Genomic DNA, 25,638 nt, shown 5'->3' on the forward strand with positions numbered 1-25,638 from the left:
CAACACACTAAACCACTTTGGCTGAGGATTGTCTAGTCGAAACCATTTCGACCCGTCAGCCATATGCCTATGAAGCTTGAACGATGTCTCGTGGCGATTCTCCCAAACCCACTCCGATGATGGAGCAATATCTTGCGCTCAAGCGCGAGTCCGGCGGGTCGCTGCTGTTCTATCGGATGGGAGATTTCTTCGAGCTGTTTTTCGATGATGCTCGCGAAGCTGCGGGCATTCTAGACATCGCACTAACCAGTCGCGGCGAACATGGCGGTGAGCCTGTGCCGATGTGCGGCGTGCCGGTGCACTCGGCGGAAGGTTACCTCGCTCGCCTGATCAAGGCGGGTTGCCGGGTGGCAATCGCGGAACAGGTCGAAACACCCGAAGAAGCCAAGGCACGCGCCAAGCAGGAAGGCCGCCCGGTCAGCAAGACATTGGTAAAGCGTGACATTGTGCGCTTCGTTACAGCTGGCACGCTGACCGAAGAGGCGCTGCTTGAACCGCGGCGCGCCAATCTGCTGGTCGCGCTGGCCGAAGTTCGCGGCACTATCGGGATTGCCAGCTGCGACATCTCAACCGGCGAGATGGTGCTGGAGGAATGCGCGCCCGGTGCCCTCGACGCAGCGCTTTCGCGGCTGGATTTCAGCGAATGCGTGGTGCCCGAAGGCTGGGAATACGGGCCACAGGGTGCGACCGGGCGGGCCCGCTCCGAATTCGCCAGCGATGGCGGCGAACAGATCCTTCAGCGTATACATCGTGTGGCAACGCTTGACGGGTTCGGCACCTTTTCGCGCGCCATGCTGGCCGCGGCGGGCGGCCTCATCGCCTATCTCGAACATGTCGGTCGCGGTTCGCTGCCGCTGCTCCTGCCGCCGCGTGTGCGCGAGGCGGGCGCGGTCATGGCGATGGATGAGGCGACGCGCACCAGCCTTGAGATACTCGCCAGCCAATCGGGCACCCGCGAAGGCAGCCTGATCGCGGCGATCGACCGCTGCGTTACCGGAGCGGGCGCGCGCCTGCTGGCAGAGGATCTTTCCGCACCGCTGCTGGATCGTGCTGCGATCGAGCGCCGGCTGGTGCTGGTGCATTGGCTGCATGACGATCCGCTTAGCCGCGCCGAGCTGCGCGAAGCGATGCGCAATCTGCCCGATCTGGGCCGCGCCCTGGGGCGGATCGTCGCCGCGCGTGGCAGTCCGCGCGATCTGGGCCAGATCCGCGACGGTTTGGTCGACGCGCGGCGCGTCCAGCAATTTCTTGCCGCCCGGCCCGATACGCCCGCATTGCTGGCTGACTTGCTGCCCCGGCTGGGCGGGCACGGCGCACTGACCGATCTGCTCGAGCGCGCGCTGGTACACTCGCCCCCCACCGAGCGTTCGAATGGCGGCTTCATCGCCGAGGGTTATGATGCCGCGCTTGACGAACTGCGCGCCATTTCGGGCAACGCGCGCCGCGCCATCGCCGCGATGGAAGCGCGCTACCGCGAGCAGACCGGCATCGCCTCGCTCAAGATCAGGCACAATGGCGTGCTCGGCTATTTCATCGAGGTGCCGAGCAAGCATGCCGATGCGCTGATGGCGCCGGACAGCGGCTTCACCCACCGCCAGACCATGGCAGGCGCAGTGCGCTTCAACTCGGTGGCGCTGCATGAAGAGGCGAGCCGCATCGCCGAAGCGGGCGGGCACGCGCTGGCTGCCGAAGAGGCGCATTTCGAGGAACTGGTTGGCGAAATCAGCGCTGCCGCACCGCGCATCGCGGCCACCGCAGCTGCGCTGGCGCGGATCGATGTCAGCGCCGGCCAGGCCGAACGCGCTGCCGAGGGCGGCTGGTGCCGCCCCGAGATCGACGATGACCCCGTGCTGGAGATCACTGGCGGCCGGCATCCGGTGGTCGAGGCCGCGCTGGCGAAATCGGGCGAGCGCTTCGTCGCCAATGATTGTTATCTGAATGTCGGCAAAGGCGAGCAGCACCGGCCCGCATCACGCTTGTGGCTGATCGGCGGACCAAACATGGGCGGCAAATCGACCTTCCTCAGGCAGAACGCGCTGATCGTATTGCTCGCGCAGGCGGGCGGCTTCGTGCCTGCCGAAAGCGCGCGGATCGGATTGGTCGACCGGCTGTTCAGCCGGGTCGGCGCGTCCGACAACCTCGCGCGCGGGCGCTCCACCTTCATGGTCGAAATGGTCGAGACCGCCGCCATCCTGAGCCAGGCGAGCGCGCGCAGTTTCGTGATTCTCGACGAGGTCGGCCGCGGCACTTCCACCTATGACGGGCTGGCGCTGGCATGGGCCGTGGTCGAGGCGGTGCATTCGCAGATCGAGTGCCGCTGCCTGTTCGCCACCCATTACCACGAACTCGCCCGGCTGGCGGAAAGCTGCGAGGCGCTGTCGCTCCATCATGTCCGCGCGCGGGAATACAAGGGCGAACTGGTGCTGCTGCACGAACTTTCCGAGGGGCCGGCAGATCGCAGCTATGGCCTGGCGGTGGCGCGGCTGGCGGGAGTGCCAGGGCCGGTTGTGACGCGCGCCAAGCAAGTGCTCGACAAGCTGGAGAAGAACCGGGCCGAGTCAGGCGGGCTGGCCGCAGGGCTGGGCGATTTGCCGCTGTTCGCATCGGTTAAGGAAGAAGCGGAGGAACAGGCTGACTCGCTTGCCGAACGCTTGCGGGCGATCGATCTCGATGCGCTGTCCCCGCGCGAAGCGCTTGAATTGCTGTATGAACTTACCGCCGAAGCAAGGGCTACGGAAAGTTAACGGAGGGACGACTACACTCGCTCACCATGGCAAAGGGGTTATTCGCAAGTCCCAAAAAGGCGTTGTTGTTCGCTGGCATGACGGTGTTCACCGTGGTGATGCTGGTGGGAACCAAGGATGATAAAGGCGCCCTTACGCTGGCGACTTCGGGCGTTGATCAGACCGATGCAAGGCTTGCTACACAGCGCGAACTCGAGAAGATTGAACGCCAACGCCGGGATTCCGGCTGGGAAGGGAGCGACATGTCGGCCTTTGCGGCCGATGAGGAGCTGATCGACACCACTGAGGGTTTCGATCCGACGCCCGAAGACGTAATACCCTACGAGCCAGAGACCAATCTCGGCGCGAGTGACGCACAGGTTGTAAGGGTTGAAGACGGTGACGGATCAGGAGAGCAGTTCTAACCACTTCGACAAAGAGCGTACCGATATGGCGGAAGATCGCACGGTCATGGCGGCCGAGCGGACCTTTGCCGGCTGGATGCGCACCGCCTTTGCCGCGATCGGCATCGGCCTTGCCTTCCATGTGATGTTCGGCGAGCTCGAACCGCCCTGGCTTGCGCGCGCGATCGCGACCGGCTTCATCCTGCTTGGCGCAATCATTGCCTTCACCGCGGAACGGCGCGCGCGAAGGACGCTGGGCCGGCTCACTTCGCATCAGGCTGATCCGCCCGAGATTCCCAGCCTCAGCTGGATGGGCTGGAGCGTGACTGCCGGGGCATTTTTGCTGGCGGTCGCGTTGTGGCTCCTGCGCAACGGCTGATCGCGCAATCCTCAGCGGGTCGGGACCGGTGCCTCGCCCGTATAGTCGTAGAAACCCCGGCCGGTCTTGCGGCCAAGCCAGCCCGCTTCGACATATTTCACCAGCAGCGGCGCCGGGCGATACTTGCTGTCGCCGGTGGTGGCATAGAGCACCTTGATGATCTCGAAGCAGGTGTCGAGCCCGACAAAATCGGCCAGCTCGAGCGGCCCCATCGGGTGGTTGAGGCCCAGGCGGCAACCCTTGTCGATATCCTCGATATTCGCGGTCGACTGGCCAAGCACGAAGATCGCCTCGTTGATCATGGGCAGGAGGATACGGTTGACGACGAAGCCCGGTTCGTCCTGGCTCAGCACCACCTGCTTGCCCAGCCCTTCGGCGAAGGCGGTGATCGCATCGGTCGTAGCCTGCGCGGTGGCAAGGCCGGGGATCACTTCGATAAGGCCCATCACCGGAACCGGGTTGAAGAAGTGCAGGCCGATGAAGCGACCCGGATCGGGAGAATAATTCGCCATTCGCGTGATCGGGATCGAACTGGTGTTCGATGCCATCACGGCATCGCCGCGCAGCACCTTGCCTGCCGCCTCGAAGATTGCCTGCTTGATCTCTTCACGCTCGGTCGCTGCCTCGATGATCAGATCGGCATCGGCCATCGGCTGGTAATCGCTTACTGCGGTTATCCGGCCCAGCAGCGCCTCGGCATCGGCGATTTCCATCTTGCCGCGCCCGACCAGCTTGCCCAGCGCCTTGTCGATATTGGCCTTGCCGGCCTCTGCACGGGCGAGATCCACATCGGCCAGCAGCACCTGCATGCCATGCTGGGCAATTGTCTGGGCAATGCCCGTCCCCATCTGCCCGGCACCAATCACCGCCACTGTCCGCATATCATCGATCCCTTCGCAACTGCAGCAAAGGGCGCCTGTTAGCGAGGGATGGCCAGCTTGGCTAGCGGTTAGCGCCCGGCACCCATTTTACGTCATCTGCGCCGTTGCCATTGCACACGCGCGCCAGCACGAAGAGATAGTCTGATAGCCGGTTGATATAGGCGAGCGCTGCCGGATTGACCGGTTCTGCCGCGGCCAGCGCCACCACGGCGCGCTCTGCCGCGCGGGTCGAAGCGCGCGCCACATGGGTGCGCGCCGCCGCTTCGCTGCCACCGGGGAGCACGAAGCTCGTCAAAGGCTGAAGATTTTCATTGAGCCCGTCGATCGCCCGTTCGAGCCATAGGGCCTGGCCCGGAACCACGCGCAGGACCATTTCCGAGGGCGCGAAATCGCCATCCGCCGCAGGTGTGGCAAGATCGGCACCGAGATCGAACAGATCGTTCTGGATGCGGAACAGGGCATCGGCATGTGCGCCCTTGCCCAGCGCGGCGGCCGCAAGCCCGATCGCGCTATTGGCCTCATCGACCTTGCCGATCGCCGCGATCCTGAGCGACGCCTTGGCCACGCGCGAACCATCGACCAGCCCGGTCGAGCCGTCATCACCGGTGCGGGTGTAGATCTTGTTGAGCTTGACCACGGGCCGCGCGCAAATCGCGCCTACTGGCCGATGGCAAGGATGATCGCGACCACCGCCACGGCCAGCGCTTGATACTTGATGCGGGCGAACATTGCCCGGTTCTGCATCAGCTGCATTTCCTTGACGGTTTCGCCTTCACCCGATTCAAGATCGATCTTGGTCGTCTGCAGGAAAGCCACGATCCCGCGGACCAGCGAGAACACCACCAGTCCCATCAGGACTACGAGCGCAATGATAAGAAGAACTGTCATGCGCTCCATTTAGGCCTTCGAGAGCGAGATACCAGCAGGAAAACACTGCAACCGCAGTTGCGCTGCAAGCAACACCCCGTCTTCACCCGCCTTGCGCCGATCGGCAAGCGAAGTGCTGCCCCTGCGTTTTGCCAGCTTCTTCCCGCTCTCGTCGAGCAGCAATGCGTGGTGGTGCCAGCGCGGCACGGGCAGATCGAGCAGCGCCTGCAGCAAGCGGTGGATATGCGTCGCATCGAACAGGTCTGCCCCGCGCGTCACCAGCGTTACTCCGTCCGCCGCATCGTCAAGCGTGACCGCGAGATGATAGCTGGCGGGCTCATCCTTGCGCACCAGCACCACATCGCCGAACTGGCCCGGATCGGCCGGGATCACCCCCGCGATCTCGTCGTCCCATTCAAGCGGCCCCGCCAGCGCCAGCGCCTTCTCCATATCGAGCCGCAGGGCGGCTGGCTGCGATGGATCGGGCGCGCTTCGTTTGCAGGTGCCGGGATATACCGGACCGTCAGGCCCGATGCGCGGGCTGGCCGCCGCAACCTGCTGGCGGGTGCAGGTGCAGCGATAGAGCAGGCCCATATCGAGCAGGCGCTGCGCTGCCGCCTGATAGCTTTCCAGCCTGCCCGATTGCGCGGGCACTTCCTGCCACTCAAGCCCCAGCCAGGCGAGATCGCGCCGAAATTCCTCTGCCAGTTCGGGCCGGCTGCGCGCGCCGTCGATATCCTCGATCCGCAGCAGGAAACGCCCACCGGCATTCTTCGCCAGATCATGCGCGATAATTGCGCTATAAGCATGCCCCAGATGCAGCATGCCGTTGGGGCTGGGCGCGAATCTGGTGACGATCATGCTTGACTCGAATTTCCGGTAAACTGCTGCATGGGTCAAACCATGCTTGTGGAAACACATTTTGTCACGGGGTTGACGCTTTCATCGGCAAGTGATTCTGTGAGATCAATCAGGGAGGACACATGACCGTGTGGCGTCAAAGTGTTTAAGGCCGAACTGATCGACCAGGCGGCGCGATACCGCAGCCCGGGCGGGGATCCAACGCGGAACCTTTCGTCCTGCCCCGCGCTCGTGCTCAACGCCGATTACACTCCGCTGTCCTATTACCCGCTCAGCCTGTGGCCGTGGCAGACCGCGATCAAGGCGGTGTTCCTCGACCGGGTGGATATCGTTGCCAGCTATGAGCGCGAAGTGCATTCGCCCAGCCTCGACATGAAGATCCCCAGCGTGATCGCGCTGCGGCAATATGTGCGGCAAAGCGAATTTCCCGCCTTCACGCGCTTCAACCTGTTCCTGCGCGACAGTTTCCAGTGCCAGTATTGCGGCGCGCATGACCACTTGACCTTCGACCATGTGATCCCGCGCCGGATAGGCGGCAAAACCACATGGGAAAACATCGTCACCGCCTGCGCGCCGTGTAATGCCAGGAAGGGCGGGCGCACGCCGAAACAGGCACAGATGCACTTGCACGAAAGGCCGATCCGCCCGACCAGCTGGCAATTGCAGCAGCGCGGGCGGCTGTTCCCGCCCAACCACTTGCACGAAACCTGGCTCGACTATCTCTATTGGGACATCGAGCTGGAAGAGTGAGGAGTTCCATCCTCGTCACTGCCGCCCATTGCCTGAACATCTCGTACTCGTCATTGCGAGGAGCGCAGCGACAAAGCAATCCACGGCCTAACCGTTGAGATCGAGGAATAGATCGCGGCGCCCTTGTAGTTGATCATGAAATTGACGGCAGGTTGAAAGTTCGGGCGTCTGGCCATGGATTGCTTCCCCCGGTTCAAGACCGGGGTCGCAATGACGAATCAGGTTACGACGCTGCGCAGGTTGAACTCCGCCCGCTGCCACTCGCCGGTTGAGATCACCTCGGCCAGATGCCGCGCGGCTTCAGCCATGTCCGCGAAACGCAAGTATGCAGGTGCGAAGCCCAGCCGCAGAATGTCGGGATCGCGGAAATCGCCGATCACGCCCCTTGCGATGAGGGCTTGGCAGATAGCATAAGCCTCAGGATGGCGGAACGAGAGCTGGCTGCCGCGCTGCGCACCATCAAGCGAGCTGACGAGTTCGAGATCGAGGCCCCATTCGCGCAAGGCTTCGAGGAAGAACTCGGACAGCGCCTGCGATTTGGCATAAAGCCGGTCGACCCCGATTTCGGCGATCAGATCGACCCCCACTTCTAGCGCCGCCAACCCCAGTATCGGCGATGTGCCGCATTGCAGCCGGTCGATGCCGGGCGCGGGCGCATAATCGTCGCTGAAGGCAAAGGGCGCTGCGTGCCCGAACCAGCCGGTCAGCGGTTGGTTGAACGCTGCATGATGGCGCTCGGCAACGAAGGCATAGGCAGGCGCACCCGGCCCGCCGTTCAGATATTTGTACCCGCAACCGACCGCGAAATCGGCCCCGCACGCATTGAGTTCGACCGGCAGCGCGCCGCCCGAATGCGACAGGTCCCACAGCACCAGCGCGCCTGCCTCATGCGCCGCGCGGGTCAGCGCCGCCATGTCGAACACTTCGCCGCTCTTGTAATGGACATGGGTCAAGAGCAGCAGCGCGACGTCGTCGCCCAATGCTTCGGCGATTTGCCCACGATCGGCCAGCCGCCGCTGCGCCAGCCCCTGCCGCTCAAGCCCCGCGATCATGTAGAGATCGGTGGGGAAGTTGCCGGGTTCGCTCAGGATCACCTTGCGTCCGGGACGCATGTCGAGCGCGGCGGCGATCAGCTTGAACAGGTTGACGCTGGTGCTGTCAGCGGCAACGACTTCATGCGCCTCCGCCCCAATCAAGGGCGCAATCTTGCCCCCCACGCGCCGCGCAGCGCCGATCCAGTCCGCATCGTTCCAGCTGCGGATCAGCCCTTCGCCCCATTCGCTGCGGATTACCTGCTCGAGCCGCGCGGGCGTCGCGCTGGGCAACGCACCCAGCGAATTGCCGTCAAGATAGATCACGCCTTCGGGCAGGGTGAAGCGCGTGCGATATTCGCCGAGCGGATCGGCGGCGTCGAGTTCCTTTGCCTTTTCAAGCATCGGGCAGCTCGCGCAAAATAGCCCGCACCGGCGACGCATCGCCGCCGACGATCGGCAGCGGCAGGGCGATCAATTCATAGCGGCCTTCCGGCACATCGTCGAGCACCAGCCCTTCGAGCACGCGCATATCCGCCTTGAGCACGGCCTTGTGCGCATCCATTGACTTGGAATCCTGCGGGTCGAGCGAGGGACCATCCATGCCTACGAGAATCACTCCCGCAGCAGCCAGTGCGTGAATCGTCGCGGGCGCAATGGCTGTGTGCTGGGCGTCCCATGTCTCGTGCGGGAAGCGCTCATAGGTGCGGAACACAACGCGGCGCACACCGTCCAGCTTGGGCAGGTGCTCCGGTTCGACCAGCCGCCCGCAGCCTCGCGCATCGACCACCAGGCATTCACCGATATAGGCATCCAGTTCGACCGAGGCGATGTCGGGCGAGGCGGCATCGTAATGCAGCGGGGCATCGGCATGCGCGCCTGAATGGGTCGACATGGTGAGCGCCGAGACATTGACCGGAGAGCCCTCCCCGATCTGCCAGGTGGCCGACTGCCCGAATGCGGTATCTCCGGGCCACACCGGCAGGCCGGGCCGCAACCTCTGAGAAATGTCCCAAATGCGGCGGGCGGAATTCCAGCTGCTCATATCGCGGTTCGCACGCTCAGCAGTTCGGGGAAGAAGGCCTGCTTCAGCACCCCGGCGAGGTAGGGCACGCCCGGCGTCCCGCCCGTTCCGCGCTTGAAGCCGATGATGCGCTCGACGGTCTTGAGGTGCCCGAAGCGCCAGCGCTGGAAATGATATTCGAGGTCGACCAGCTTCTCAGCCAGCTCGTAGAGATCCCAGTGCTCTTGCGGATTTCGGTAAATCTCGGCCCAGGCGGCTTCGACGCTGATTGAGTGCCCGTAGGGTGCCGTTATGTCCCGCTCCAGCACGGCCTTGTCGATCGCGAATCCGCGCCGTGAGAGCAATCTCACCGCCTCGTCATAAAGGCTTGGCGTTTCAGACTCTTGCCTCAATATTGCGGCGGCTTCGGGCAGCTTGTCATGCAGCGCGATCATGTCGGGATTGCGCCCGCCCAGCATGAATTCCATCATCCGGTATTGCCACGATTGAAACCCGCTCGACGAGCCCAGGTGCGGCCGAATGGTGGAATAGTCATGCGGGGTCATGGTGCTGAGCACGTCCCAGCTCTGGATCAGCTGGCCCTGCGCGCGCGCCACACGCGCCAACATCTTGAAAGCCGGGCGCAAATTATCCGCTGCTATGTGTTCGCGCGCCTCGCTCAGCTCGTGCAGGCAGAGCTTGAGCCACAGCTCGCTGGCCTGGTGAACAATGATGAACAGCATCTCGTCATGCGCGCCCGATGCGGGATGCTGCGCACCAAGGATGCGATCGAGATCGAGATAGCTGGAATAGGTTACGTCCTGCGTCATGCAAAATGCCTAGCGCGGGACGTTCACAAATGAAACTACCCCTCGATCACCCGTGTCGCTGGATGGTGTTTGTCGAGATGCTTCCTGATGATCCTGAGGTTTCGGGTGTTCGATCGGAACACAAGGTCAGCCGCATCGCCCACCAGCGGTACAAAGCCCAGCGCCGCGTCGAAGGCCACATTCGCCCCCATGCGCCAGAGCTTCCACTTGGGCACGCCGAGGTTGCGCGCTTCCCACACCAGATAGGCACCCATCGCCGCAGTCACGACATCACCCAGCACCGGGATCAGGCCGACAATCGCATCGAGCCCGACGGGGAAGTTTATTCCCGGGATACGGAAGCTGCGCTCAAGCAAGAACTCCAGCGCTTCCACCCGCTGGCGAACCGATTGCGGATCGCTGCCGACAGGCAGGTTGAGGCCGACTGGCCGCGGGCGTTGCTGATCAGGCACGTTTTTCTCCTGTTCCCGCTAATTAGGCGGGAGAGACAGCGGGAACAAGGGATGCATGCCCCATTCATTCGCCTCGAAACCAAATACGTCGCCTCGAACGAGCGACCATCGTATCGGCGCGCCTAGCGGGATGAACACCTCTCTACCGATCAGGACACGGTGCGCCTGGACCAGCAGTTGCGTTTGCGCGGAAGGATCGGTCAGCGCAATCGACTGCGCAACCAGTTCATCCGCTTCGGGCGAACACAACCCCAGCCGGAGACTGCAATTGAACTGGTCAAGATACCAGCGCGGCGAGTAATACCTCGCAAGCCGATCGCGCAGTTCCAGATCCGCACTTTCACCTGGGCGAACCTGTACTGCGGTCACTCCGACAAGGCCGAAGTCCCCCGACAACTGGGCAAACAAGGCATCGCTTCCCGGTCCGGCAGGCAAGGCGATCCGGACCACTGCCTGCTTGCCCTGCGCGCTTTCCCAAGCTGCAACGCGTTGGCGCGCCAAAGCGCGCCGCTGCTGCAGCGAAAGGTTTTCCCACCGGAGCTGCTGTGGGCCGCTCTCGCCAAGCGAGCCCAGCGGTACGATCCATGTCGCGGCCTGCCAGCCGCCAATATTGAGCGGTTGCATCAGCCCGTCGCGATCAATCGCCATCGACAGGGCCTCACGGCGCGACGGATCGCCCAGGAAACCATCGTCGTTCCTGACAACCAGGCCAAAAAGGCCGTGCGCGCCGTCAACCCGGATCGTCCCGCGCGTGAGCGGCCCGGTGTCGGCCAGCGGAAAGCTGGCAATCTGGCCGTTGAGCACCAGATCGGCCTCGCCGGCAGAGAATGCTTCGACTGCATCGGGTGCCGCCATGGCGCGCACTATGAGCGGGCGCGCGGATTCATCCCACTGCGCGCGCGCGGGCAGCCCCCGGCGTTGCGGCGGCAGGGCCACAAGCCTGATTCCGCCGCTAGCGTCATCCGGGCTCGCCTCCATCGGGCCAGCTCCCATTCCGCCGCGCATGATCCCCAGCTCAGGTTGGGCCAGCAAGCGAAGAAAATCGGGCATCGGGCTTGAGAGCCGCATCTCGATCACGCGGCCCGTCATCGCCCGCACATCTTCAACCTTTTGCAAGTCCAAGCCGAGCGAGCTGCCCCTGAGGCTGCGCAATGCAGCGCGCAGCGATTGACGCACTTGGTTGGCACTGATCGTTTCGCCGTCAGGCCATTCCGAATTGCGCAGGCGGAAGATATAGCTGCGTCCGTCATCGGTGATGATCCAGCGTTCGGCCAGCGCAGGGACAATCTGCCCGCTGGCATCAAGTGCGACCAGCCCCTCAGCGGTCGCCGCGCGCAAATGCTGGCCGGCTGGCGAGAGCCGCACACCGGTATCCGAAAGTTCGCCCGATTCCCCGATTATGGCCACCTGAACCGGGCCTTCCGGCCCGCTGGGGCCACAGGCAGCCAGAAGAAAGACAGATATGGCGAACAAGAATCGCATCACCAAGCCGGTTAGCAGCAAAGGACGCACGGGTCAGCGATGAATAGCACCGCACGGTACCCTTAGCTGAATTCGCGCTGGTCGGCGGCTGTTGGACGGATAATGGCTGGCCGAAGCCGACCGGCGGCCTCAGATCAAGCGCTCAGCCGTTCGACTTCTTCGTCAAAGGCCACACCGAACCGCGGTTGCTGCACCCACACAACAGTGCCGACCACACTGCCAACTTCAGGCAAGTCGATCGACACCCGCGTACCGCTGGCAACCTGAACCGGACCCTCGCCCATCAAGCCGCGCTGGGAAAGATTACGCACCTTGATCCGATGCTGCGCAGGGTCCCGCCCCACGCGTGCTTCCGCCAAAAGGAAGACGCCCTCGCGTTCGACACTGCGCCTTTGGACACCGCTCATGTTTCGGTTTGCCCCCGCATTCTCGGTTAACCATTCACACACCGGATTGCCGGCGCAATCGTGCCTTATATCTGGTGTTTGCTAAAGAAAGGCTAACCGCGATTCAAGGCGCAGTCCGGCGCAATACAGGTCAATCGTCGCGCGAAATCTTCTCGCGCCGTTCATGCGCTTCCTGCGCTTCAACTGTCATGGTTGCCACCGGGCGCGCGATCAGGCGCTTGAGCCCGATTGGATCGCCAGTCACTTCGCAATAGCCGTATTCACCCTGATCGATCCGGCGCAGCGCCGCGTCGATCTTCGAGATGAGCTTGCGCTGCCGGTCACGCGTGCGCAATTCGATGCCCCAATCGGTCTCGCTTGAAGCGCGGTCATTGAGATCAGGCTCGCGGATCGGGCCATCCTGCAGCGACTGCAAGGTTTGATCCGCCGCGTGATAGATTGAGCGCTTCCATTCGAGCAGCAGCGTGCGAAAATAGCTCTGCTGCCTTTCGTTCATGTAGGGCTCGTCCTCACTTGGTGTGTAGTCCGGTCCCAGAATACGCTTCGCCTTTTCGAGAATGTCGATTTCTTCAGATGCCGCAGTGGCCATGTAGTCCTCTCAACCAAGTCATCCCGTGCCTGACTGTTCCATGTCCTGCTACCCCGCATTTACGGTGGCGAGGGGGTGACCCTCTGCGCGGCCCTATAGGCGCGGCCCATGGCACGCACAAGCCGTTTCGATTTGCCCCCCAATAAAGACTGAGGATTAACCTGCGGCAAACATGCAGCAGTCTGCGGGAAGGACAAAAAGTTCCGCTTCGCGTTAACGAATTGTTGACCATGTTCAGGCGAATTCTCCCCAAGCGGATCGGCAGGGGAGCGGATCTGCTCAAACAATGGGGGACCGAACGATGGATCTCAAGGGTATCGACGCTAGATCAGCCAGCACGCTGAACACTGCCGAAGCAAACCGCATTATCGCGCAATGCCTCGCTGCCGCTTCGCAAGGCGAGATCACCGCCTACTTCGACCTGGGTGTTGCTTATTCGACCGGCAGCCACGGCATGGAATGCGATCTGATAGAAGCGCACAAGTGGTTCAACCTCGCGGCCTCCAAGGGCCATGAAGAAGCTTCCTGGTGCCGCGCTGACATCTCCGAAGAGATGACAGCGCGTGAGATTGCCGAAGCACAGCGCCAGGCCCGCGAATGGCTGGCGAACGAGCGCCGCAAAGCCGCCTGATCAAGCTTTCCTGAAGGGCGTACGCTGGACAAGATAATTCTGGTCGAGCGCCACGCCCTGGCGTTCGCGCGCGAGGAAATCGGCCACGGCGGCGCGAAATCCGGGATCGGCGAGCCAATGCGCAGACCAGGTCTTGACCGGTTCGTATCCGCGCGAAAGCTTGTGCCCGCCCTGTGCCCCGGCTTCGACCCGCTTTAATCCGCGTTCGATCGCAATTTCGATCGCCTGATAGTAACACAGCTCGAAGTGCAGGAAGCGCTTGTCCAGGCTGCACCCCCAATAGCGACCGTATAAAGCGTCCTTGCCGAGGAAATTGAGCGCGCCCGCAATCGGCAATCCGTCCATATAGGCCAGGATCAGGACAATCCGGTCTGCCATCCGTTCGCCAATCAGTGTGAACGCCTCACGCGTGAGATAGGGCGAGCCCCATTTGCGCGCACCGGTATCCTGATAGAAACCCCAGAATGCATCCCAATGATCGGGCCGGATGTCATCGCCCGACAATCGTTCGATCCTGACCCCTTCCTGCGCGGCGGCGCGTTCCTTGCGCAGCGCGCGGCGTTTGCGCGAAGCAAGCTCACCAAGAAAATCGTCGAAACTCGCATAGCCGCGATTTTCCCAGTGGAACTGGATATCGCTGCGCATCAACCAGCCAGCCTGTTCGAAGAGATGGCGTTGGTCCGGCTCAATGAAGGTCGCATGGGCCGAGGAAAACCCATTCTGCAGGCACACGGTTTCTGCCGCTTTCAGCAGGTGAGGCGCAAGGCTTTCATCGCGCAGCAGCAGCCGCGGTCCATTGGCAGGGGTGAATGGCGCGGCGATTTGCAGCTTGGGATAGTAACGCCCACCGGCTCGTTGCAGCGCATCAGCCCAGGCATGGTCGAACACATATTCGCCCTGGCTGTGCCCCTTGACGTAGCTAGGCAGGGCGCCAAGCAGCCGCTCTTCAGCATCCATCACCACGATCGGTACCGGATCCCAGCCCGTGCCTTCTCCCACGCTGCCGGAATCTTCCAGCGCGGAGAGGAATTCATGGCTCATGAAGTGATTGCGATCACCGCCAAGCGCGTTCCACTGATCGGCGGGAAGCGAGCCCACCGACGGCGCGAGCCGCACCGTCAATTCGCCAGGGGGATCGCCTTCGCTCATGCCAGCCCCGCCCCTTCGCTGATCGGCGCATCGGCATGCTCGAGCGCGCGAGCACGCGTTTCAGGCGAATTGACCGTCCAGGTGAGGATGGGGAGCCCCCCGGCGCGCAGCCCCCTGACCCAGGGATTGGGCAGTGCGGCGATATGATAGGCGAGGAAATCGGGTTTCGCGAACCACAGGGCCAGCCGCCGCTGCCACAGCTTCTGCGTCTGCCCATGCTCGTCTTCGCGCATCACCAGACCGACGCAAGTTTCCGGCGAGTTTCGCCGGAACCAGCGCGCCACGCGCGGATCGAAGCTCATTACGGCATGGTTCCCGGAATATGCCTCAAGCGCTTGTTTCACGATCGCGCAGCTTCGCTCTACGTGATAGCCGCGCTTAGACTTGATCTCGATCAGCAGCGGAACCCGGCCCCCGATCAGCGCCAACAGATCCTTCAGCGAAGCAATGTGCTCATTGCTTTCGAGATAGCGATAAGCGCTCAGTTCGTCGGCGGCCCTGCTGCCGAAATCGCCCTGCAAACCAGTCAGCCGCTTCAGCTCCCAATCGTGAAACACCATCGGGTGATCGTCGGCGCTGCGCTGGGTATCGCATTCGATCCCCATGCCGCGCTCGATCGCCAGCCGCGCGCCTTGCAGCGAATTCTCGGGCACGCCAACTCCATGCAGCCCGCGGTGGGCATATTCCCACTCGGTGAGCCAGGCGGGAGCCTGCCGATTACTCACCTTTGAGCGCGACCACCGCATCTACTTCGACCGCGGCGCCAAGCGGCAACACCGGCACGCCCACCGCAGCCCGCGCATGCTTGCCGGCATCGCCGAACACCTCGGCCATCAGGTCAGAAGCGCCATTGGCTACTTTTGGCTGATCGGTAAAATCGCCGGTTGAGTTTACGAAAGCGCCCAGCTTGACCACGCGCGCCACCCTATCGAGCGAGCCGAGTTCGGCCTTGAGCTGGGCCAGGATCATCAAGCCGCAAGCCCGCGCGGCCGCCATACCATCTTCCAGGCTTACATCCTCACCCAGCCGCCCGGTCACAAGTTTGCCGCCCACAAATGGCAATTGCCCCGAGACATGGGCAAACCCGCCCTGCACCACCACCGGCACATAGCTGGCGACCGGCGCCGCTGCCTGGGGCAAGGTGATCCCTAATTCCTGCAGGCGTGCTTCGATAGTCATCGTGGATCCCTTTCCAGTTCTTCGAGTAGCCAGGGCAATGCTTCTGCCCAATTGTCTATTCGCGCGTGCGCATGGCCTTGTTTGTGGGCACAATCGATATGCTCCGAGATCATCGGCTCTCCGCACAGATGCAACCGGCTCACCCCTGGTACAATTTCCGCAGCGGACTGGTGGTGCTGCGGTAGATCGTCGATGAAGATCGCCCTGCTTGGCGCGAGCTCCTCGAGAATTGCCTGCAAGGCAGGCCCCTTGGGGCCCTGGTTGGTGAACACCCTGGCGTGGATCCCGCAATCGGCAAGCTGGCGCGTGCGCCGCTCCTGCCGCTCATCATTGAGATTGGTCAGGATCACCACATCGGCATCTTCGGCAAGGCGATTGATCCCCGTTACCGCACCTTCGATCGGCAGCTGACGGTGCATCTCGGTATCGAAAAATCCGCCGAGAAAGCGCCAGATGTCCTTTTGCTCAAGCGGCTGGCCATTATCGGCCCAACGCATGGCGGTGTTGAAATTGTTGCCCTTGAGCTCGAAGTGCACGCCCTGGCTTTCTTCGAGCCATTCCTTGAAATGTGCGACCATGTGCAACAGCACTTCATCGCAGTCGCTTATCACAAGCGGGCGGCTCATCGGGATAGCTCCTTGCCGGCAATGACCAGCTCTTCAGGTGTTACGGCCAACGCTTCCGCACAGCGCATCAGATCGGGTTCGTGATTCGCCAGAAATTCGAGCACTGACATATGCAGCGCCGATTCGCCCAGCCTCGCGCGCAGGCCATCGGGATCAAGCCCGGTCAGGGCCAGAAACCGCTCGGCGCGATCTTCGCCCTGCAGAATCCAGCCGAGCGCAGCCAGCGCAAGAGTGGCCGCATCGGGGGATTGGGCGGGATTGTGAATTGTGGCGCGCATGTCGTTAATCTAGTTAGGCAGAAATGACGGGAGTGCCAGAGGGCAGTGGCAAAGAGAATACTGGTTGTCGAGGATAACGACCTTAATCGGAAATTGTTCTGCGACGTATTGAAGGCCAATGGCTTCGAGGTGGCGCCGGTGGGCGACGGGGCGACTGCACTCGATACGGCGCGACAGCTTTCGCCGGACTTGATCATCATGGACATCCAGTTGCCCGAGGTTTCCGGCTTGGATTTGATCGAAGAGGCCAAGCGCGATTTGCATCTGCGCTCGATCCCCATCCTGGCCGTAACGGCCTATGCCGCGAAGGGTGACGAAGAGAGGATCCGCGCGGCCGGCGCATCGGGATATCTCGCCAAGCCGATTTCCATATTGCCGTTCATGAATGCCGTGAAGGAGCTGTTGCCCGATTGAACAGCCGGTGCAACAAACCCGTCACAAAGCCGGCAACGCTTGACAATTGGTGCCAAGAGCCGCTTTTCCGCCGCAATCGCGTGGCACGCGCCGCGTACAGATATTGAAAGAAGGTATTGCCCCCGATGGACCGCGCCGAAGTCGACACCAGGATCCGCTCATTGATCGAACCCTTCAACAAGAAGGGCGTCGAAATCACCGAAGCGACGACCTTTGCGAGCGATCTTGAGTTCGACAGCCTTACAGTGATGGATTTCGTCGCTGAAATTGAAGACGAATTCGACATCATCATCAGCATGAACCAACAGGCCGAGATCGAGAATTTCGGGCAATTGGTGGATGCGGTGACCAAGCTGCAAGACCAGTAAGAAGGCCGCGACGATGAGCGAACAGACCGGCCAGGCAGGCGATCTCTTTTCCAAATTCGACGATCTCATCGCCATGCGCGAGGGGCTGCTCGCCAGCGGGGTGGAAGATCCGTTCAACCTCGTGATGGAGAAAGTGCTCTCGCCAACAAGGGCGATCTGCAATGGGCGCGACACCATCCTGCTCGGCACCTACAATTACATGGGCATGACGTTCGATGAGGATGTTATCGAGGCCGGCAAGCAAGCGCTCGACCAGTTCGGTTCAGGCACCACCGGCAGCCGCGTGCTCAACGGTACGTACCAGGGCCACAAGGAGTGCGAGGAAGCGCTCAAGGAATTTTACGCCATGGACCATGCCATGGTTTTCTCGACCGGGTATCAGGCCAACCTCGGGATCATCTCGACCATCGCGGGCAAGGGCGATTACATCGTGCTCGACATCGATAGCCATGCCTCGATCTGGGATGGCTGCGCATTGGGCAATGCCGAAGTGGTGCCGTTCAAGCACAACGATATCGAAGCGATGGAGAAGCGCCTGCGCCGCATTCCCGAGGGAGCGGGCAAGCTGGTGGTGCTCGAAGGCGTCTATTCGATGCTGGGAGACGTTGCGCCGCTCAAGGAAATGGTCCGCATTGCCAAGCAATACGGCGCCATGGTGCTGGTCGACGAGGCGCATTCGATGGGCTTCATCGGCGAGCACGGCCGCGGCGTGGCCGAAGCGCAGGGCGTGATCGACGATGTCGATTTCATCATCGGCACCTTTTCCAAGAGCGTCGGCACGGTCGGCGGATTCTGCGTTTCGAACCATCCCAAGTTCGAGATCATGCGCCTGGTGTGCCGCCCCTATGTCTTCACCGCATCGCTGCCGCCCAGCGTGGTGGCGACCGCGGAAACCAGCATCCGCAAGCTGATGCATGGTTCGAACAAGCGGGCGCATCTGTGGGAGAATTCGAAGCGGCTTCACGGCGGGTTGAAGGCGCTGGGCTTCCAGCTTGGCACCGAAGAGCCGCAGAGCGCGATCGTGGCGGTAATCATGCCCGATCTGGAAAGGGGCGCCGCCATGTGGGAGGCGCTGCTCAAGGAAGGGCTCTACGTCAATCTGGCGCGTCCGCCGGCGACCCCTGCCAATATGACACTGCTGCGCTGTTCGCTGTGTGCCGAACACAGCCATGAGGAAGTCGACACGATTCTCGGCATGTTCGAACGCGCAGGCAAGGCCGTGGGGATTATCTGATCCGCCTGGTCAGGTGCGGGTTGCCCGCCGCTGTCTGATCAGATCTGGTCGAGGCTGGTCACCTGCGCGCACGCGTCTGAGGGATCATCCTCGCCATTGCCATTGCTCAACTGTGTCAGCAGCACGAAACCGCCGATAACCAGCACCACGAACACGGTGGTGACGGTGCCGAGAAATTTGTCGATCAAGGCCTTGATCGGCGCGCCGAACAGGCGGAACAGCACGCCCACCACCATAAAGATCGCCCCCCGCCCGGCAATCGCCGCCAGGGTAAAGGAGACCAGGTTCATTTCGATGAAGCCGGCAGTGATCGTCAGCAGCTTGAACGGCACCGGCGTGGTTCCCGCCACCACAATCACTTCCCAATCATATTCGCGCAGGTAGCAGGCGGCGGGCAGGAAGCTTTCGGTAAGGCCAAGCGCGCCGAGCAGCCAGGCGCCAACGGCTTCGTAGAGGAAGTATCCAATGGCATAGCCAAACAGCCCGCCCAACACCGATGCCACGGTGCAGATCAGCGCAAAACGGATCGCCTTCTTCGGCTCCGCCAGACACATCAGGCCGAGCAAGGGATGCGGCGGAATCGGGAAGAAGCTCGATTCGACGAAGGCGAAGAAGGCCAGCCACCACTCCGCTTTGGGATGCGCAGCCTTGGCCATGGTCCAGTCGTAGAGGCCGCGCAGCGGTTTCATGATCATGAAGAGTGCATTCCCATGGACGTTTCAGGCCCTTCGGCTTTCCGCGGCGATTACGGCAGGCAGCAAACCCGCGCAACCGATTTGAGAAATAACCTATTTGGCACTTTTACATTGACATTGTCACGCTAATTGGTTAGAGAAACGGAACATCGCGATAGTGTGATTCGAACGGCAGGCGGCACCACGGGCAACCGGGGTGGCCGCCTTCGCTTTATTCCGGCCATGCTCGCGAACCAGGAGACCCGCTCATGACAAAACGGCGCGCCAGCCGCACCAAGATCAAGCCGAGCCAGAAATCCGGCGAAAAGTCCGGCCTCAACCGCCACTGGCGGGGCTTGTTCCTCGATTGCCTGGCGGAGACATCCAATGTTTCCGAAGCGGCGCGTAAGGCCGGGATCAACCCCAGCCGCGCCTACAAGGTGCGGCGCGCCGAAAAGGAATTCGCCCAGTATTGGCTCGAGGCGCTCTGGGAAGGGTACGAGCATCTTGAACTGGAAGTGCTCCGGCGCCTGCGTGAAGGCGATCTGCAAACGCCCGATGGCGGCAAATACGATTTTGCCAACGCCATCCGGCTGCTCTCATCGCATCGAGAGAATGTTGTGCAAGCCAAAGCGCAACACGGCAATGTCAGCCCGTCAGAGGTGCGCGCATCGATCGACCGAAAGGTCGAGGAGATTCGTCGGCGCGTCATGCAACAACAGGCCGCACGAGCCGGGAATGACGGCTGACCGCTATGACTGGCTGGCCGATTCCAGCCCCGAACTGAGAGAAGAGCTGGTTCAATGGCTAAGCGCAAGCGAACGTGAAGAGTTCATTTATGACTGGCGCTTCTGGGCACGCACTTCCCAGCTTGCCCCTGCGGGCGACTGGCGGGTGTGGCTCATCCTGGCGGGCCGCGGCTTCGGCAAGACCCGCACGGGCGCGGAATGGGTCCGCTGCGTTGCTGAGGGCAACCCGGACGCGCACATTGCGCTGGTTGCCGCATCCTTGAGCGAAGCCAGGGCGGTAATGGTCGAAGGCGAAAGCGGAATACTCGCCTGTTCTCCGCCCGGCAGAATGCCGGTGTTCGAACCTTCGCTCAGGCGCCTTCGCTTTGCCGGCGGGGCGCAGGCGACGCTTTATTCGGCAAGCGAACCCGAAAGCCTGCGCGGGCCGCAACACAGCCACGCCTGGTGTGATGAAATCGGCAAGTGGCCACGATCCCACGACCGTGCGACGCGGTGCTGGGACAATCTCCTGCTCGGCCTGCGGTTGGGCGGGGAGCAAAAGGTAGCCGTCACCACCACACCGCGCAATGTGCCGCTGCTCACTCGCCTGCTCGCAGGCGAGGCGAACTCCGCCACAAAAGTAACGCGCGGTACAACCTGGGAGAATGCCGCCCACCTGCCCGCCCGCTTCATCGCGGCGATGGAGCAGGAATTCGGCGGAAGCCAGCTTGCCCGGCAAGAACTGGCTGGTGAATTGCTGACGGATATGGAAGGCGCGCTGTGGAGCCGCAGCCTGATCGAAGGCCTGCGCGAACCGCAACCCGCATCACAGGCGGTGCGCGTGGTGGTTGGGGTGGATCCCCCGACCTCCTCGTCCGGGGATGCCTGCGGCATCATCGTGGCAGCGCGATGCGCCGATGGCACCGCCAGGGTGTTGGCCGACTGCTCGGTCGAGAAGGCCAGCCCCGAGCGCTGGGCCAGGGCGGTGGCCGAAGCCGCCAACGCCTGGGCCGCCGAGCGGGTTGTCGCAGAAGCCAACCAAGGCGGCGAAATGGTCGCCAGCGTGCTGCGCGCTGCGGACATTCGCATGCCGCTGCGGCTGGTGCGTGCCAGCCGCGGCAAGGCCGCCCGCGCCGAACCGGTCGCCGCGCTCTACGAAGCGGGCCGCGTCAGGCATGTCGGTGTGTTTCCGCAGCTTGAAGACCAGCTCTGCGGATTCATGGCGGGCGGCGAATATGCCGGGCCGGGCCGCAGCCCCGACCGTGCCGATGCGCTCGTCTGGACGCTGACCGAACTGATGCTCGGGCCGCACCGCGCGCCGCGTGTGCTGCAAGTCTGATTCAACGAAAGGGACCATATGTCATTCCTCGAAACGATTGCCTCTGCCTTCAAGGGCGGGGGTGGCAGCCGCATGCCGCTCAAACCCGGATTTGTCTCCCCATGGGCCGTTGCCTTTGGCAGTGGAGGCGTTTCCGGTTCGCTTGACTATGGCGAAGCGATCAAGCGCGGCTTCGTGTCCAACCCGATCGCCCAGCGCGCTGTGCGCATCGTTGCCGAAGGTGTTGGCCAGGTGCCCTTGCTGCCTTCGGACGTAGGACTGATGCGGCTCGTTACCGCAACCAGCGCAGGCCAATCGCTGATCGAAACCCTTGCCGCGCAGCTGATCCTGCATGGCAATGGCTATGTCCAGATCATCAAGGATGGAGCAGGCAAACCGGTCGAGCTGTTCGCGCTGCGCCCCGAGCGGGTCAGGCTGGTCCCCGGCCTCGACGGATGGCCGCGCGCCTATGAATACCGCATCGGCGGGAAATGCGTCTCGATGCCCCTTGAAGACGAAGAAGGCTGGCCGGACCTGATCCACATCAAGGCCATGCACCCGGCCGATGACCACTACGGCGCAGGGGCCTTGCGCGCCGCAGAACAACCGATCGCGATCCACAACGCCGCTTCGGCGTGGAACCGCGCCTTGCTCGAAAACGCCGCGCGCCCCTCTGGCGCACTGGTTTACGATGCGGCTGATGGATCGGGACTGACAACCGAACAGTTTGACCGGCTCAAGGCCGAGCTAACCCAGGCATTCGCCGGGCACGGCAATGCCGGGCGCCCGATGCTGCTCGATGGTGGGCTGAAATGGCAATCGATGGCGCTATCCCCCGCCGACATGGACTTTGCCCAGCTCAAGAGCGCGGCGGCGCGCGACATCGCGCTGGCTTTCGGCGTGCCGCCGATGTTGCTCGGGCTACCGGGCGACAACACCTATGCCAATTACCGCGAAGCCAATAGGGCGCTGTGGCGGCTCACCCTGCTGCCGTTGGCGGCCAAGCTGCTTTCCGCCCTGCAGGAAGGGCTTGAACCCTGGTTCCCCGACGCCCGGCTCGCGGTCGATCTGGACCAGATTCCGGCGCTGTCGGAAGATCGCGAGCGGCTGTGGAAACAGGTCGCCGAGGCAAACTTCCTGAGCAATGAGGAAAAACGCGCCATGCTTGGACTGGAACCTGCCGGAGCGGACGCATGACGCGCGAGGATTTGCTGGCCCGCCTGATGGTCCAGGCCGCCAATGAAGGCAGTGACTTGGTGACCTTGCGCTCAATAGTAGAGGAAACCACCGAGCTTGCCGCTGACCGTGTGCTGGCACGGCTTGGCCTGTCGGATGCGGATGCGCAAGAGGACCTTGACGAACTGCGCGAACTGCTTGGCGCATGGCGCGATGCCAAGGCGAGTGCGTGGAAGGCGCTGGTCGACTGGTCCGTGCGCGGCATCCTGGCGCTGTTGCTGATCGGGATTGCGGTTCGGCTGGGCGTGACGGAATTGCTGCGATGAGCGGCCCGCTGCGCTTTGCCGGCTATGCGGCGCTTTTCAATGTGCCGGACGGTGCGCGTGACACGATCAGGCGCGGCGCCTTCGTTCGCACCCTAGGTTCCCGGTCTGCCCCCGTACCGCTGCTGTGGCAGCACAATCCCGATCAGCAGATCGGCGTTGTCGAGACCATGGCCGAGGACGGGCGCGGCCTGCGCGTGATCGCCCGGCTCGACAATCCCGATGGCCGCGCCGCTCAGGCGCTGCGCCAGCGCGCGGTCGACGGGCTCAGCTTCGGTTATCGCGCGCGCGGCTATCAGCGGGACGAAAGCGGGCGGACATTGACTGAAATCGAGCTGTTCGAGGTCAGCCTCGTCACCCATCCGCTCCAGCAAAAGGCAAGAGTTCATCTCGTAGCCTGAGAATCACTCACACCGGAACCCTAGCAGCGGCCGCCCTTTGGGCGGCCTTTTTCTTGCCCAACAGAAAGGTTGAATGCCCCATGGAAAACACGCCCACGCACTCCGTCGACCAGCTCGAAGAAAGCTTCGATATTGTCACCCGCCAGGATCAGGTCGAAGAACAGGTCGCAACCCTGCGATCCGATGTCGATGAAGTGAAAGCCCGGCTCGACAGGGTTTCGCGCGCCGCCGCACGCCCCGCTATCGAAGCCGCCAGCTCTGCATCGAGCGAAGTCAAAGGGTTCGTCGATGGCTATCTTCGCACCGGCCGCGAAAGCGAGATCAAGTCGATCAGCGGGACGGCCCCGGCCAATGGCGGCTATGCCGTGCCCGACGAGGTCGATGCCCGCATCGTCAGCGAACTGGCCGAGATCAGTCCGATCCGTGCCATCGCCCAGGTCGTGCAGACCGGCAGCTCGGGCTATCGCAAGCTGGTTGCCACCGGCGGCACTGCATCAGGCTGGGTCAGCGAAACTGCATCCCGTCCTGAAACCGGCACGCCCGCATTTGTCGAAATCGCCCCACCCACCGGCGAACTTTACGCCAATCCGGCAGCAAGCCAGTCCATGCTGGACGATGCCGGCTTCGACATCGAAAGCTGGCTGTCGCGCGAGATCGCAATGGAATTTGCCCGCGCCGAAGGTGCCGCCTTCGTCAATGGCACCGGCAGCAACCAGCCTGCCGGTTTCCTGACCGCGCCGACGTCAATTGCCGAGGACGCCGTGCGCGCCTTCGGCACGATCCAGTATATCGGATCGGGCAGCGCAACGGGCTTTGGCACCGCACCAGATTCCAGGCTGGTCGACCTGATCCACACTATGAAATCGGGCCACCGGCAGGGCGCCAGCTTCGTGATGAATTCCGCCACCCTGGCCGAAGTCCGCAAGCTCAAGACCGCCGACGGCGCGTTCCTGTGGCAGCCGGGCATGGTCGAAGGCCAGCCGGACCGTTTGCTGGGCTATCCGGTGGTCGAGGCAGAGGATATGCCCGATATTGCAGCCGGCGCCTTCCCGATCGCGTTCGGCAATTTCCGCCACGGCTATCTGATTGCCGAATCCGGCGCGACGCAGATCCTGCGCGACCCCTATACCAACAAACCCTTCGTCCACTTCTATGCCACCAAGCGGATCGGCGGACAGGTGCTCGACAGCGCGGCAATCAAGCTGCTCAAGATCGAGGCCTGATAACGCCTCCGGCCGGGCAAAGGTTTCCCCTTCCTTCCCGGCTGGCCCCCTGCGCCCGCACCGCCGCTGCTCAGCGACAGCAATGTCCGGCAGGTGCGGGCGCCCCTGGCATCACGAAAATGCATGATGAACGGAGAAAAAGATGAAGCGGGCAATCCTCCAACCTGCCGATGTGACCGGCGCGGCCCTGGATGACCTCAAGCAGTGGCTCGGCATCTCCCGCAATGTCGAGGACGGACAATTGGCCGGCTTGCTCCATGCCAGTCTTGATCTGTGCGAGGGTTTTACCGGCCAGATGCCGCTCGAATCGGTCTGCGAAGAGGTTCACGCTTTTGCGGCACGCTGGCTTTGCCTCACCACTGCGCCAGTGCGCGCAATCACTGCGGTCAACTCCAGGGCAGTCGACGGAACGCAGGTGCCGATCGATCCCGCCGCGTATGAAATCGATATATCAGCAGAGGGGGTCGGCAGGATTCGTCTGCTCCAGCCGGTTTCAAGCAGCACAATTGCTGTGACATTTGTGGCTGGAATCGCAGCTGAGTGGAGCGCGCTGCCCGATGCGCTCAAACATGGCATCATCCGGCTTGCCGCGCATCACTATCTTACCCGCGATGCGGCAGGCCGCGAGGGGCCCCCGGCCAGCGTTGCCGCCCTGTGGCGACCCTGGAAACGCCTGAGGCTTCGATGATTGCAACCGATGCTGCGGCGCAAATATCCGCGGCCGTTCAGCGGCTTGAACGCCTTGCAGCGCGGCTTGCCGCAGCAAGGGCAAGCCTTGTGGGCAGTGAGGCGCAATCGAACCATGGCCATTGGTACCTGCCCGAGCTGCTGTGGCCGACAATTCTGAAAGACCGAAAGTGATGGAAAATCTGCTGAGAGCCGCCCTTCTCGAGTGGCTCCGCACCGATCCGGCCCTCTCATCGCTTAATGCAGTGGAAGAAGAAAGTCCGCTGTCGTCAAGCGTGCCGTGGCTGGGCATTGCCGCTTCCGCTTCGACCGACTGGAGCACGAAGGATGCGACGGGACGCGAAATCCGCGTGGCGCTCGAATTGGCGACGCAGGGTGATGATCCGCTCGCCGATGCCGGCCTCGTTTCAGCAGTCGAGCAGCGCATCGAAAGCCTGCCGCAACTGCAGGGCAGCTTTGCCGTGATCAGCGCGCGATTTCTGCGCGCCAGAAGCGAACGCAGACCAAACAACCGGCGGGCAGTCCTGCTCGAATACCGGTTCCGCATCCTTGCCAACTAACGGAGTAACA

The 25,638-nt window shown here is 62.7% G+C and carries 35 protein-coding genes; 17 read left to right on the forward strand and 18 right to left on the reverse strand.

Annotated features, from left to right (window positions below; all coding sequences use genetic code 11):
- Window positions 1–83: 83 nt before the first annotated feature.
- From mutS to ACX2DJ_RS01485, 3 genes are all read left to right on the forward strand, one after another.
- Entirely contained in the window at window positions 84–2,744 is a 2,661-nt protein-coding gene (gene mutS, locus ACX2DJ_RS01475; RefSeq protein WP_462570569.1) for a DNA mismatch repair protein MutS, read from the forward strand.
- A 77-nt stretch (window positions 2,745–2,821) separates the two neighbouring features.
- The gene (locus ACX2DJ_RS01480; protein WP_462570570.1) at window positions 2,822–3,148 is read left to right on the forward strand and encodes a hypothetical protein; all 327 of its coding nucleotides are present in this window, start codon (window positions 2,822–2,824) and stop codon (window positions 3,146–3,148) included.
- Between the two features lie 25 nt (window positions 3,149–3,173).
- Complete coding sequence (locus tag ACX2DJ_RS01485; RefSeq protein WP_462570571.1) at window positions 3,174–3,506, forward strand: YidH family protein; 333 nt, start codon at window positions 3,174–3,176, stop codon at window positions 3,504–3,506.
- Between the two features lie 11 nt (window positions 3,507–3,517).
- Here the strand turns inward: ACX2DJ_RS01485 and ACX2DJ_RS01490 are convergent, their stop codons facing one another.
- From ACX2DJ_RS01490 to gluQRS, 4 genes are all read right to left on the reverse strand, one after another.
- The gene (locus ACX2DJ_RS01490) at window positions 3,518–4,387 is read right to left on the reverse strand and encodes a 3-hydroxyacyl-CoA dehydrogenase NAD-binding domain-containing protein (RefSeq protein ID WP_462570573.1); all 870 of its coding nucleotides are present in this window, start codon (window positions 4,385–4,387) and stop codon (window positions 3,518–3,520) included.
- A 61-nt stretch (window positions 4,388–4,448) separates the two neighbouring features.
- A complete protein-coding gene (locus ACX2DJ_RS01495) occupies window positions 4,449–5,024 on the reverse strand; it encodes a cob(I)yrinic acid a,c-diamide adenosyltransferase (RefSeq protein WP_462570574.1) in 576 nt (191 codons plus the stop codon).
- 20 nt (window positions 5,025–5,044) lie between these two features.
- Window positions 5,045–5,275: a hypothetical protein gene (locus ACX2DJ_RS01500; protein WP_462570575.1), complete on the reverse strand. Its 231-nt coding sequence runs from the start codon at window positions 5,273–5,275 to the stop codon at window positions 5,045–5,047.
- Window positions 5,276–5,284: 9 nt separating this feature from the next.
- Window positions 5,285–6,115, reverse strand: coding sequence for a tRNA glutamyl-Q(34) synthetase GluQRS (gene gluQRS / locus ACX2DJ_RS01505; RefSeq protein WP_462570576.1), 831 nt, complete (start codon window positions 6,113–6,115; stop codon window positions 5,285–5,287).
- Between the two features lie 159 nt (window positions 6,116–6,274).
- Here gluQRS and ACX2DJ_RS01510 point away from each other — a divergent pair, with 159 nt between their 5' ends.
- Entirely contained in the window at window positions 6,275–6,865 is a 591-nt protein-coding gene (locus tag ACX2DJ_RS01510) for an HNH endonuclease (RefSeq protein ID WP_462572522.1), read from the forward strand.
- A gap of 50 nt (window positions 6,866–6,915) precedes the next feature.
- Here ACX2DJ_RS01510 and ACX2DJ_RS01515 read toward each other — a convergent pair whose 3' ends face one another.
- The 8 genes from ACX2DJ_RS01515 to dksA all read right to left on the reverse strand — a co-directional run bounded on the left by ACX2DJ_RS01515 (window position 6,916) and on the right by dksA (window position 12,659).
- Window positions 6,916–7,041 carry a hypothetical protein gene (locus ACX2DJ_RS01515; protein ID WP_462570577.1) on the reverse strand — a complete coding sequence of 42 codons (126 nt, stop codon included), beginning with the start codon at window positions 7,039–7,041 and terminating at the stop codon, window positions 6,916–6,918.
- A 42-nt stretch (window positions 7,042–7,083) separates the two neighbouring features.
- Complete coding sequence (kynU, locus tag ACX2DJ_RS01520; RefSeq protein ID WP_462570578.1) at window positions 7,084–8,301, reverse strand: kynureninase; 1,218 nt, start codon at window positions 8,299–8,301, stop codon at window positions 7,084–7,086.
- Entirely contained in the window at window positions 8,294–8,941 is a 648-nt protein-coding gene (gene kynB, locus ACX2DJ_RS01525; RefSeq protein ID WP_462570579.1) for an arylformamidase, read from the reverse strand. Before kynB ends, kynU begins: the two co-directional genes overlap by 8 nt.
- On the reverse strand, window positions 8,938–9,729 hold the full coding sequence (locus ACX2DJ_RS01530) for a tryptophan 2,3-dioxygenase (protein ID WP_462570580.1): 792 nt from the start codon (window positions 9,727–9,729) through the stop codon (window positions 8,938–8,940). Before ACX2DJ_RS01530 ends, kynB begins: the two co-directional genes overlap by 4 nt.
- 35 nt (window positions 9,730–9,764) lie before the next feature.
- A complete protein-coding gene (locus ACX2DJ_RS01535; RefSeq protein WP_462570581.1) occupies window positions 9,765–10,181 on the reverse strand; it encodes a DUF4112 domain-containing protein in 417 nt (138 codons plus the stop codon).
- Window positions 10,182–10,199: 18 nt separating this feature from the next.
- On the reverse strand, window positions 10,200–11,588 hold the full coding sequence (locus tag ACX2DJ_RS01540) for an ABC transporter substrate-binding protein (protein ID WP_462570582.1): 1,389 nt from the start codon (window positions 11,586–11,588) through the stop codon (window positions 10,200–10,202).
- Window positions 11,589–11,797: 209 nt separating this feature from the next.
- Window positions 11,798–12,070, reverse strand: a complete 273-nt coding sequence (locus ACX2DJ_RS01545; RefSeq protein WP_462570583.1) for a PilZ domain-containing protein — start codon at window positions 12,068–12,070, stop codon at window positions 11,798–11,800.
- A gap of 130 nt (window positions 12,071–12,200) precedes the next feature.
- A complete protein-coding gene (gene dksA / locus ACX2DJ_RS01550) occupies window positions 12,201–12,659 on the reverse strand; it encodes an RNA polymerase-binding protein DksA (RefSeq protein ID WP_462570584.1) in 459 nt (152 codons plus the stop codon).
- A 301-nt stretch (window positions 12,660–12,960) separates the two neighbouring features.
- Here dksA and ACX2DJ_RS01555 point away from each other — a divergent pair, with 301 nt between their 5' ends.
- Entirely contained in the window at window positions 12,961–13,290 is a 330-nt protein-coding gene (locus tag ACX2DJ_RS01555) for an SEL1-like repeat protein (RefSeq protein ID WP_462570585.1), read from the forward strand.
- On the opposite strand, the gene ACX2DJ_RS01560 is transcribed toward ACX2DJ_RS01555, so the two are convergent.
- Genes ACX2DJ_RS01560 through ACX2DJ_RS01580 form a run of 5 tightly spaced genes read right to left on the reverse strand, consistent with a single transcriptional unit; the run spans window position 13,291 to window position 16,522 of the window.
- Window positions 13,291–14,439: a GNAT family N-acetyltransferase gene (locus tag ACX2DJ_RS01560; RefSeq protein ID WP_462570587.1), complete on the reverse strand. Its 1,149-nt coding sequence runs from the start codon at window positions 14,437–14,439 to the stop codon at window positions 13,291–13,293.
- Complete coding sequence (locus ACX2DJ_RS01565; RefSeq protein ID WP_462570588.1) at window positions 14,436–15,164, reverse strand: glycerophosphodiester phosphodiesterase family protein; 729 nt, start codon at window positions 15,162–15,164, stop codon at window positions 14,436–14,438. The genes ACX2DJ_RS01560 and ACX2DJ_RS01565 overlap by 4 nt, the downstream gene beginning before the upstream one ends.
- Window positions 15,157–15,618 (reverse strand): RidA family protein, encoded by a 462-nt coding sequence (locus tag ACX2DJ_RS01570; protein ID WP_462570589.1) that lies wholly within the window; start codon window positions 15,616–15,618, stop codon window positions 15,157–15,159. The genes ACX2DJ_RS01565 and ACX2DJ_RS01570 overlap by 8 nt, the downstream gene beginning before the upstream one ends.
- Window positions 15,615–16,244 carry an HAD family hydrolase gene (locus ACX2DJ_RS01575; RefSeq protein ID WP_462570590.1) on the reverse strand — a complete coding sequence of 210 codons (630 nt, stop codon included), beginning with the start codon at window positions 16,242–16,244 and terminating at the stop codon, window positions 15,615–15,617. The genes ACX2DJ_RS01570 and ACX2DJ_RS01575 overlap by 4 nt, the downstream gene beginning before the upstream one ends.
- A complete protein-coding gene (locus ACX2DJ_RS01580) occupies window positions 16,241–16,522 on the reverse strand; it encodes a DUF3572 family protein (RefSeq protein WP_462570591.1) in 282 nt (93 codons plus the stop codon). The genes ACX2DJ_RS01575 and ACX2DJ_RS01580 overlap by 4 nt, the downstream gene beginning before the upstream one ends.
- A 45-nt stretch (window positions 16,523–16,567) precedes the next feature.
- On the opposite strand from ACX2DJ_RS01580, the gene ACX2DJ_RS01585 reads away from it, so the two are divergent.
- From ACX2DJ_RS01585 to spt, 3 genes are all read left to right on the forward strand, one after another.
- On the forward strand, window positions 16,568–16,936 hold the full coding sequence (locus ACX2DJ_RS01585) for a response regulator (RefSeq protein ID WP_462570592.1): 369 nt from the start codon (window positions 16,568–16,570) through the stop codon (window positions 16,934–16,936).
- Between the two features lie 125 nt (window positions 16,937–17,061).
- Window positions 17,062–17,304 carry an acyl carrier protein gene (locus tag ACX2DJ_RS01590; protein WP_462570593.1) on the forward strand — a complete coding sequence of 81 codons (243 nt, stop codon included), beginning with the start codon at window positions 17,062–17,064 and terminating at the stop codon, window positions 17,302–17,304.
- A 13-nt stretch (window positions 17,305–17,317) separates the two neighbouring features.
- The gene (gene spt, locus ACX2DJ_RS01595; protein WP_462570595.1) at window positions 17,318–18,538 is read left to right on the forward strand and encodes a serine palmitoyltransferase; all 1,221 of its coding nucleotides are present in this window, start codon (window positions 17,318–17,320) and stop codon (window positions 18,536–18,538) included.
- Window positions 18,539–18,576: 38 nt separating this feature from the next.
- On the opposite strand, the gene ACX2DJ_RS01600 is transcribed toward spt, so the two are convergent.
- Complete coding sequence (locus ACX2DJ_RS01600; protein WP_462570597.1) at window positions 18,577–19,233, reverse strand: YqaA family protein; 657 nt, start codon at window positions 19,231–19,233, stop codon at window positions 18,577–18,579.
- A gap of 248 nt (window positions 19,234–19,481) precedes the next feature.
- Between ACX2DJ_RS01600 and ACX2DJ_RS01605 the strand changes: the two genes are divergently transcribed.
- The 9 genes from ACX2DJ_RS01605 (at window position 19,482) to ACX2DJ_RS01645 (ending at window position 25,628) form a co-directional block, all read left to right on the forward strand.
- Window positions 19,482–19,961, forward strand: coding sequence for a hypothetical protein (locus tag ACX2DJ_RS01605; RefSeq protein ID WP_462570598.1), 480 nt, complete (start codon window positions 19,482–19,484; stop codon window positions 19,959–19,961).
- A complete protein-coding gene (locus tag ACX2DJ_RS01610; RefSeq protein ID WP_462570599.1) occupies window positions 19,951–21,279 on the forward strand; it encodes a DNA-packaging protein in 1,329 nt (442 codons plus the stop codon). The genes ACX2DJ_RS01605 and ACX2DJ_RS01610 overlap by 11 nt, the downstream gene beginning before the upstream one ends.
- A gap of 18 nt (window positions 21,280–21,297) precedes the next feature.
- Window positions 21,298–22,455 carry a phage portal protein gene (locus tag ACX2DJ_RS01615; protein ID WP_462570601.1) on the forward strand — a complete coding sequence of 386 codons (1,158 nt, stop codon included), beginning with the start codon at window positions 21,298–21,300 and terminating at the stop codon, window positions 22,453–22,455.
- Window positions 22,452–22,760 (forward strand): DUF6127 family protein, encoded by a 309-nt coding sequence (locus ACX2DJ_RS01620; protein ID WP_462570602.1) that lies wholly within the window; start codon window positions 22,452–22,454, stop codon window positions 22,758–22,760. The genes ACX2DJ_RS01615 and ACX2DJ_RS01620 overlap by 4 nt, the downstream gene beginning before the upstream one ends.
- Window positions 22,757–23,158, forward strand: a complete 402-nt coding sequence (locus ACX2DJ_RS01625; protein WP_462570604.1) for an HK97 family phage prohead protease — start codon at window positions 22,757–22,759, stop codon at window positions 23,156–23,158. Before ACX2DJ_RS01620 ends, ACX2DJ_RS01625 begins: the two co-directional genes overlap by 4 nt.
- Window positions 23,159–23,238: 80 nt before the next feature.
- Window positions 23,239–24,381 carry a phage major capsid protein gene (locus tag ACX2DJ_RS01630; protein ID WP_462570606.1) on the forward strand — a complete coding sequence of 381 codons (1,143 nt, stop codon included), beginning with the start codon at window positions 23,239–23,241 and terminating at the stop codon, window positions 24,379–24,381.
- A gap of 142 nt (window positions 24,382–24,523) precedes the next feature.
- On the forward strand, window positions 24,524–25,069 hold the full coding sequence (locus ACX2DJ_RS01635) for a head-tail connector protein (protein ID WP_462570608.1): 546 nt from the start codon (window positions 24,524–24,526) through the stop codon (window positions 25,067–25,069).
- Window positions 25,066–25,242, forward strand: coding sequence for a hypothetical protein (locus ACX2DJ_RS01640; protein ID WP_462570610.1), 177 nt, complete (start codon window positions 25,066–25,068; stop codon window positions 25,240–25,242). Before ACX2DJ_RS01635 ends, ACX2DJ_RS01640 begins: the two co-directional genes overlap by 4 nt.
- Complete coding sequence (locus tag ACX2DJ_RS01645; RefSeq protein ID WP_462570611.1) at window positions 25,242–25,628, forward strand: DUF3168 domain-containing protein; 387 nt, start codon at window positions 25,242–25,244, stop codon at window positions 25,626–25,628. Before ACX2DJ_RS01640 ends, ACX2DJ_RS01645 begins: the two co-directional genes overlap by 1 nt.
- Window positions 25,629–25,638 lie beyond the last annotated feature (10 nt).

This window comes from Altererythrobacter chaiwopuensis (assembly GCF_054957755.1).

Bases quoted from the DNA above. Each gene is read 5' to 3' on its own strand.
- kynB (WP_462570579.1), bottom strand. From the start codon at position 8,941: ATGAGCAGCTGGAATTCCGCCCGCCGCATTTGGGACATTTCTCAGAGG.
- ACX2DJ_RS01515 (WP_462570577.1), bottom strand. From the start codon at position 7,041: ATGGCCAGACGCCCGAACTTTCAACCTGCCGTCAATTTCATGATCAAC.
- gluQRS (WP_462570576.1), bottom strand. From the start codon at position 6,115: ATGATCGTCACCAGATTCGCGCCCAGCCCCAACGGCATGCTGCATCTG.
- ACX2DJ_RS01615 (WP_462570601.1), top strand. From the start codon at position 21,298: ATGTCATTCCTCGAAACGATTGCCTCTGCCTTCAAGGGCGGGGGTGGC.
- ACX2DJ_RS01560 (WP_462570587.1), bottom strand. From the start codon at position 14,439: ATGAGCGAAGGCGATCCCCCTGGCGAATTGACGGTGCGGCTCGCGCCG.
- spt (WP_462570595.1), top strand. From the start codon at position 17,318: ATGAGCGAACAGACCGGCCAGGCAGGCGATCTCTTTTCCAAATTCGAC.
- ACX2DJ_RS01570 (WP_462570589.1), bottom strand. From the start codon at position 15,618: ATGACTATCGAAGCACGCCTGCAGGAATTAGGGATCACCTTGCCCCAG.
- ACX2DJ_RS01605 (WP_462570598.1), top strand. From the start codon at position 19,482: ATGACAAAACGGCGCGCCAGCCGCACCAAGATCAAGCCGAGCCAGAAA.
- ACX2DJ_RS01640 (WP_462570610.1), top strand. From the start codon at position 25,066: ATGATTGCAACCGATGCTGCGGCGCAAATATCCGCGGCCGTTCAGCGG.
- ACX2DJ_RS01485 (WP_462570571.1), top strand. From the start codon at position 3,174: ATGGCGGAAGATCGCACGGTCATGGCGGCCGAGCGGACCTTTGCCGGC.
- ACX2DJ_RS01620 (WP_462570602.1), top strand. From the start codon at position 22,452: ATGACGCGCGAGGATTTGCTGGCCCGCCTGATGGTCCAGGCCGCCAAT.
- ACX2DJ_RS01600 (WP_462570597.1), bottom strand. From the start codon at position 19,233: ATGATCATGAAACCGCTGCGCGGCCTCTACGACTGGACCATGGCCAAG.
- kynU (WP_462570578.1), bottom strand. From the start codon at position 8,301: ATGCTTGAAAAGGCAAAGGAACTCGACGCCGCCGATCCGCTCGGCGAA.
- ACX2DJ_RS01575 (WP_462570590.1), bottom strand. From the start codon at position 16,244: ATGAGCCGCCCGCTTGTGATAAGCGACTGCGATGAAGTGCTGTTGCAC.
- ACX2DJ_RS01610 (WP_462570599.1), top strand. From the start codon at position 19,951: ATGACGGCTGACCGCTATGACTGGCTGGCCGATTCCAGCCCCGAACTG.
- ACX2DJ_RS01530 (WP_462570580.1), bottom strand. From the start codon at position 9,729: ATGACGCAGGACGTAACCTATTCCAGCTATCTCGATCTCGATCGCATC.
- ACX2DJ_RS01480 (WP_462570570.1), top strand. From the start codon at position 2,822: ATGACGGTGTTCACCGTGGTGATGCTGGTGGGAACCAAGGATGATAAA.
- dksA (WP_462570584.1), bottom strand. From the start codon at position 12,659: ATGGCCACTGCGGCATCTGAAGAAATCGACATTCTCGAAAAGGCGAAG.
- ACX2DJ_RS01555 (WP_462570585.1), top strand. From the start codon at position 12,961: ATGGATCTCAAGGGTATCGACGCTAGATCAGCCAGCACGCTGAACACT.
- ACX2DJ_RS01630 (WP_462570606.1), top strand. From the start codon at position 23,239: ATGGAAAACACGCCCACGCACTCCGTCGACCAGCTCGAAGAAAGCTTC.
- ACX2DJ_RS01500 (WP_462570575.1), bottom strand. From the start codon at position 5,275: ATGACAGTTCTTCTTATCATTGCGCTCGTAGTCCTGATGGGACTGGTG.
- ACX2DJ_RS01635 (WP_462570608.1), top strand. From the start codon at position 24,524: ATGAAGCGGGCAATCCTCCAACCTGCCGATGTGACCGGCGCGGCCCTG.
- ACX2DJ_RS01645 (WP_462570611.1), top strand. From the start codon at position 25,242: ATGGAAAATCTGCTGAGAGCCGCCCTTCTCGAGTGGCTCCGCACCGAT.
- ACX2DJ_RS01590 (WP_462570593.1), top strand. From the start codon at position 17,062: ATGGACCGCGCCGAAGTCGACACCAGGATCCGCTCATTGATCGAACCC.
- mutS (WP_462570569.1), top strand. From the start codon at position 84: ATGTCTCGTGGCGATTCTCCCAAACCCACTCCGATGATGGAGCAATAT.
- ACX2DJ_RS01545 (WP_462570583.1), bottom strand. From the start codon at position 12,070: ATGAGCGGTGTCCAAAGGCGCAGTGTCGAACGCGAGGGCGTCTTCCTT.
- ACX2DJ_RS01580 (WP_462570591.1), bottom strand. From the start codon at position 16,522: ATGCGCGCCACAATTCACAATCCCGCCCAATCCCCCGATGCGGCCACT.
- ACX2DJ_RS01490 (WP_462570573.1), bottom strand. From the start codon at position 4,387: ATGCGGACAGTGGCGGTGATTGGTGCCGGGCAGATGGGGACGGGCATT.
- ACX2DJ_RS01625 (WP_462570604.1), top strand. From the start codon at position 22,757: ATGAGCGGCCCGCTGCGCTTTGCCGGCTATGCGGCGCTTTTCAATGTG.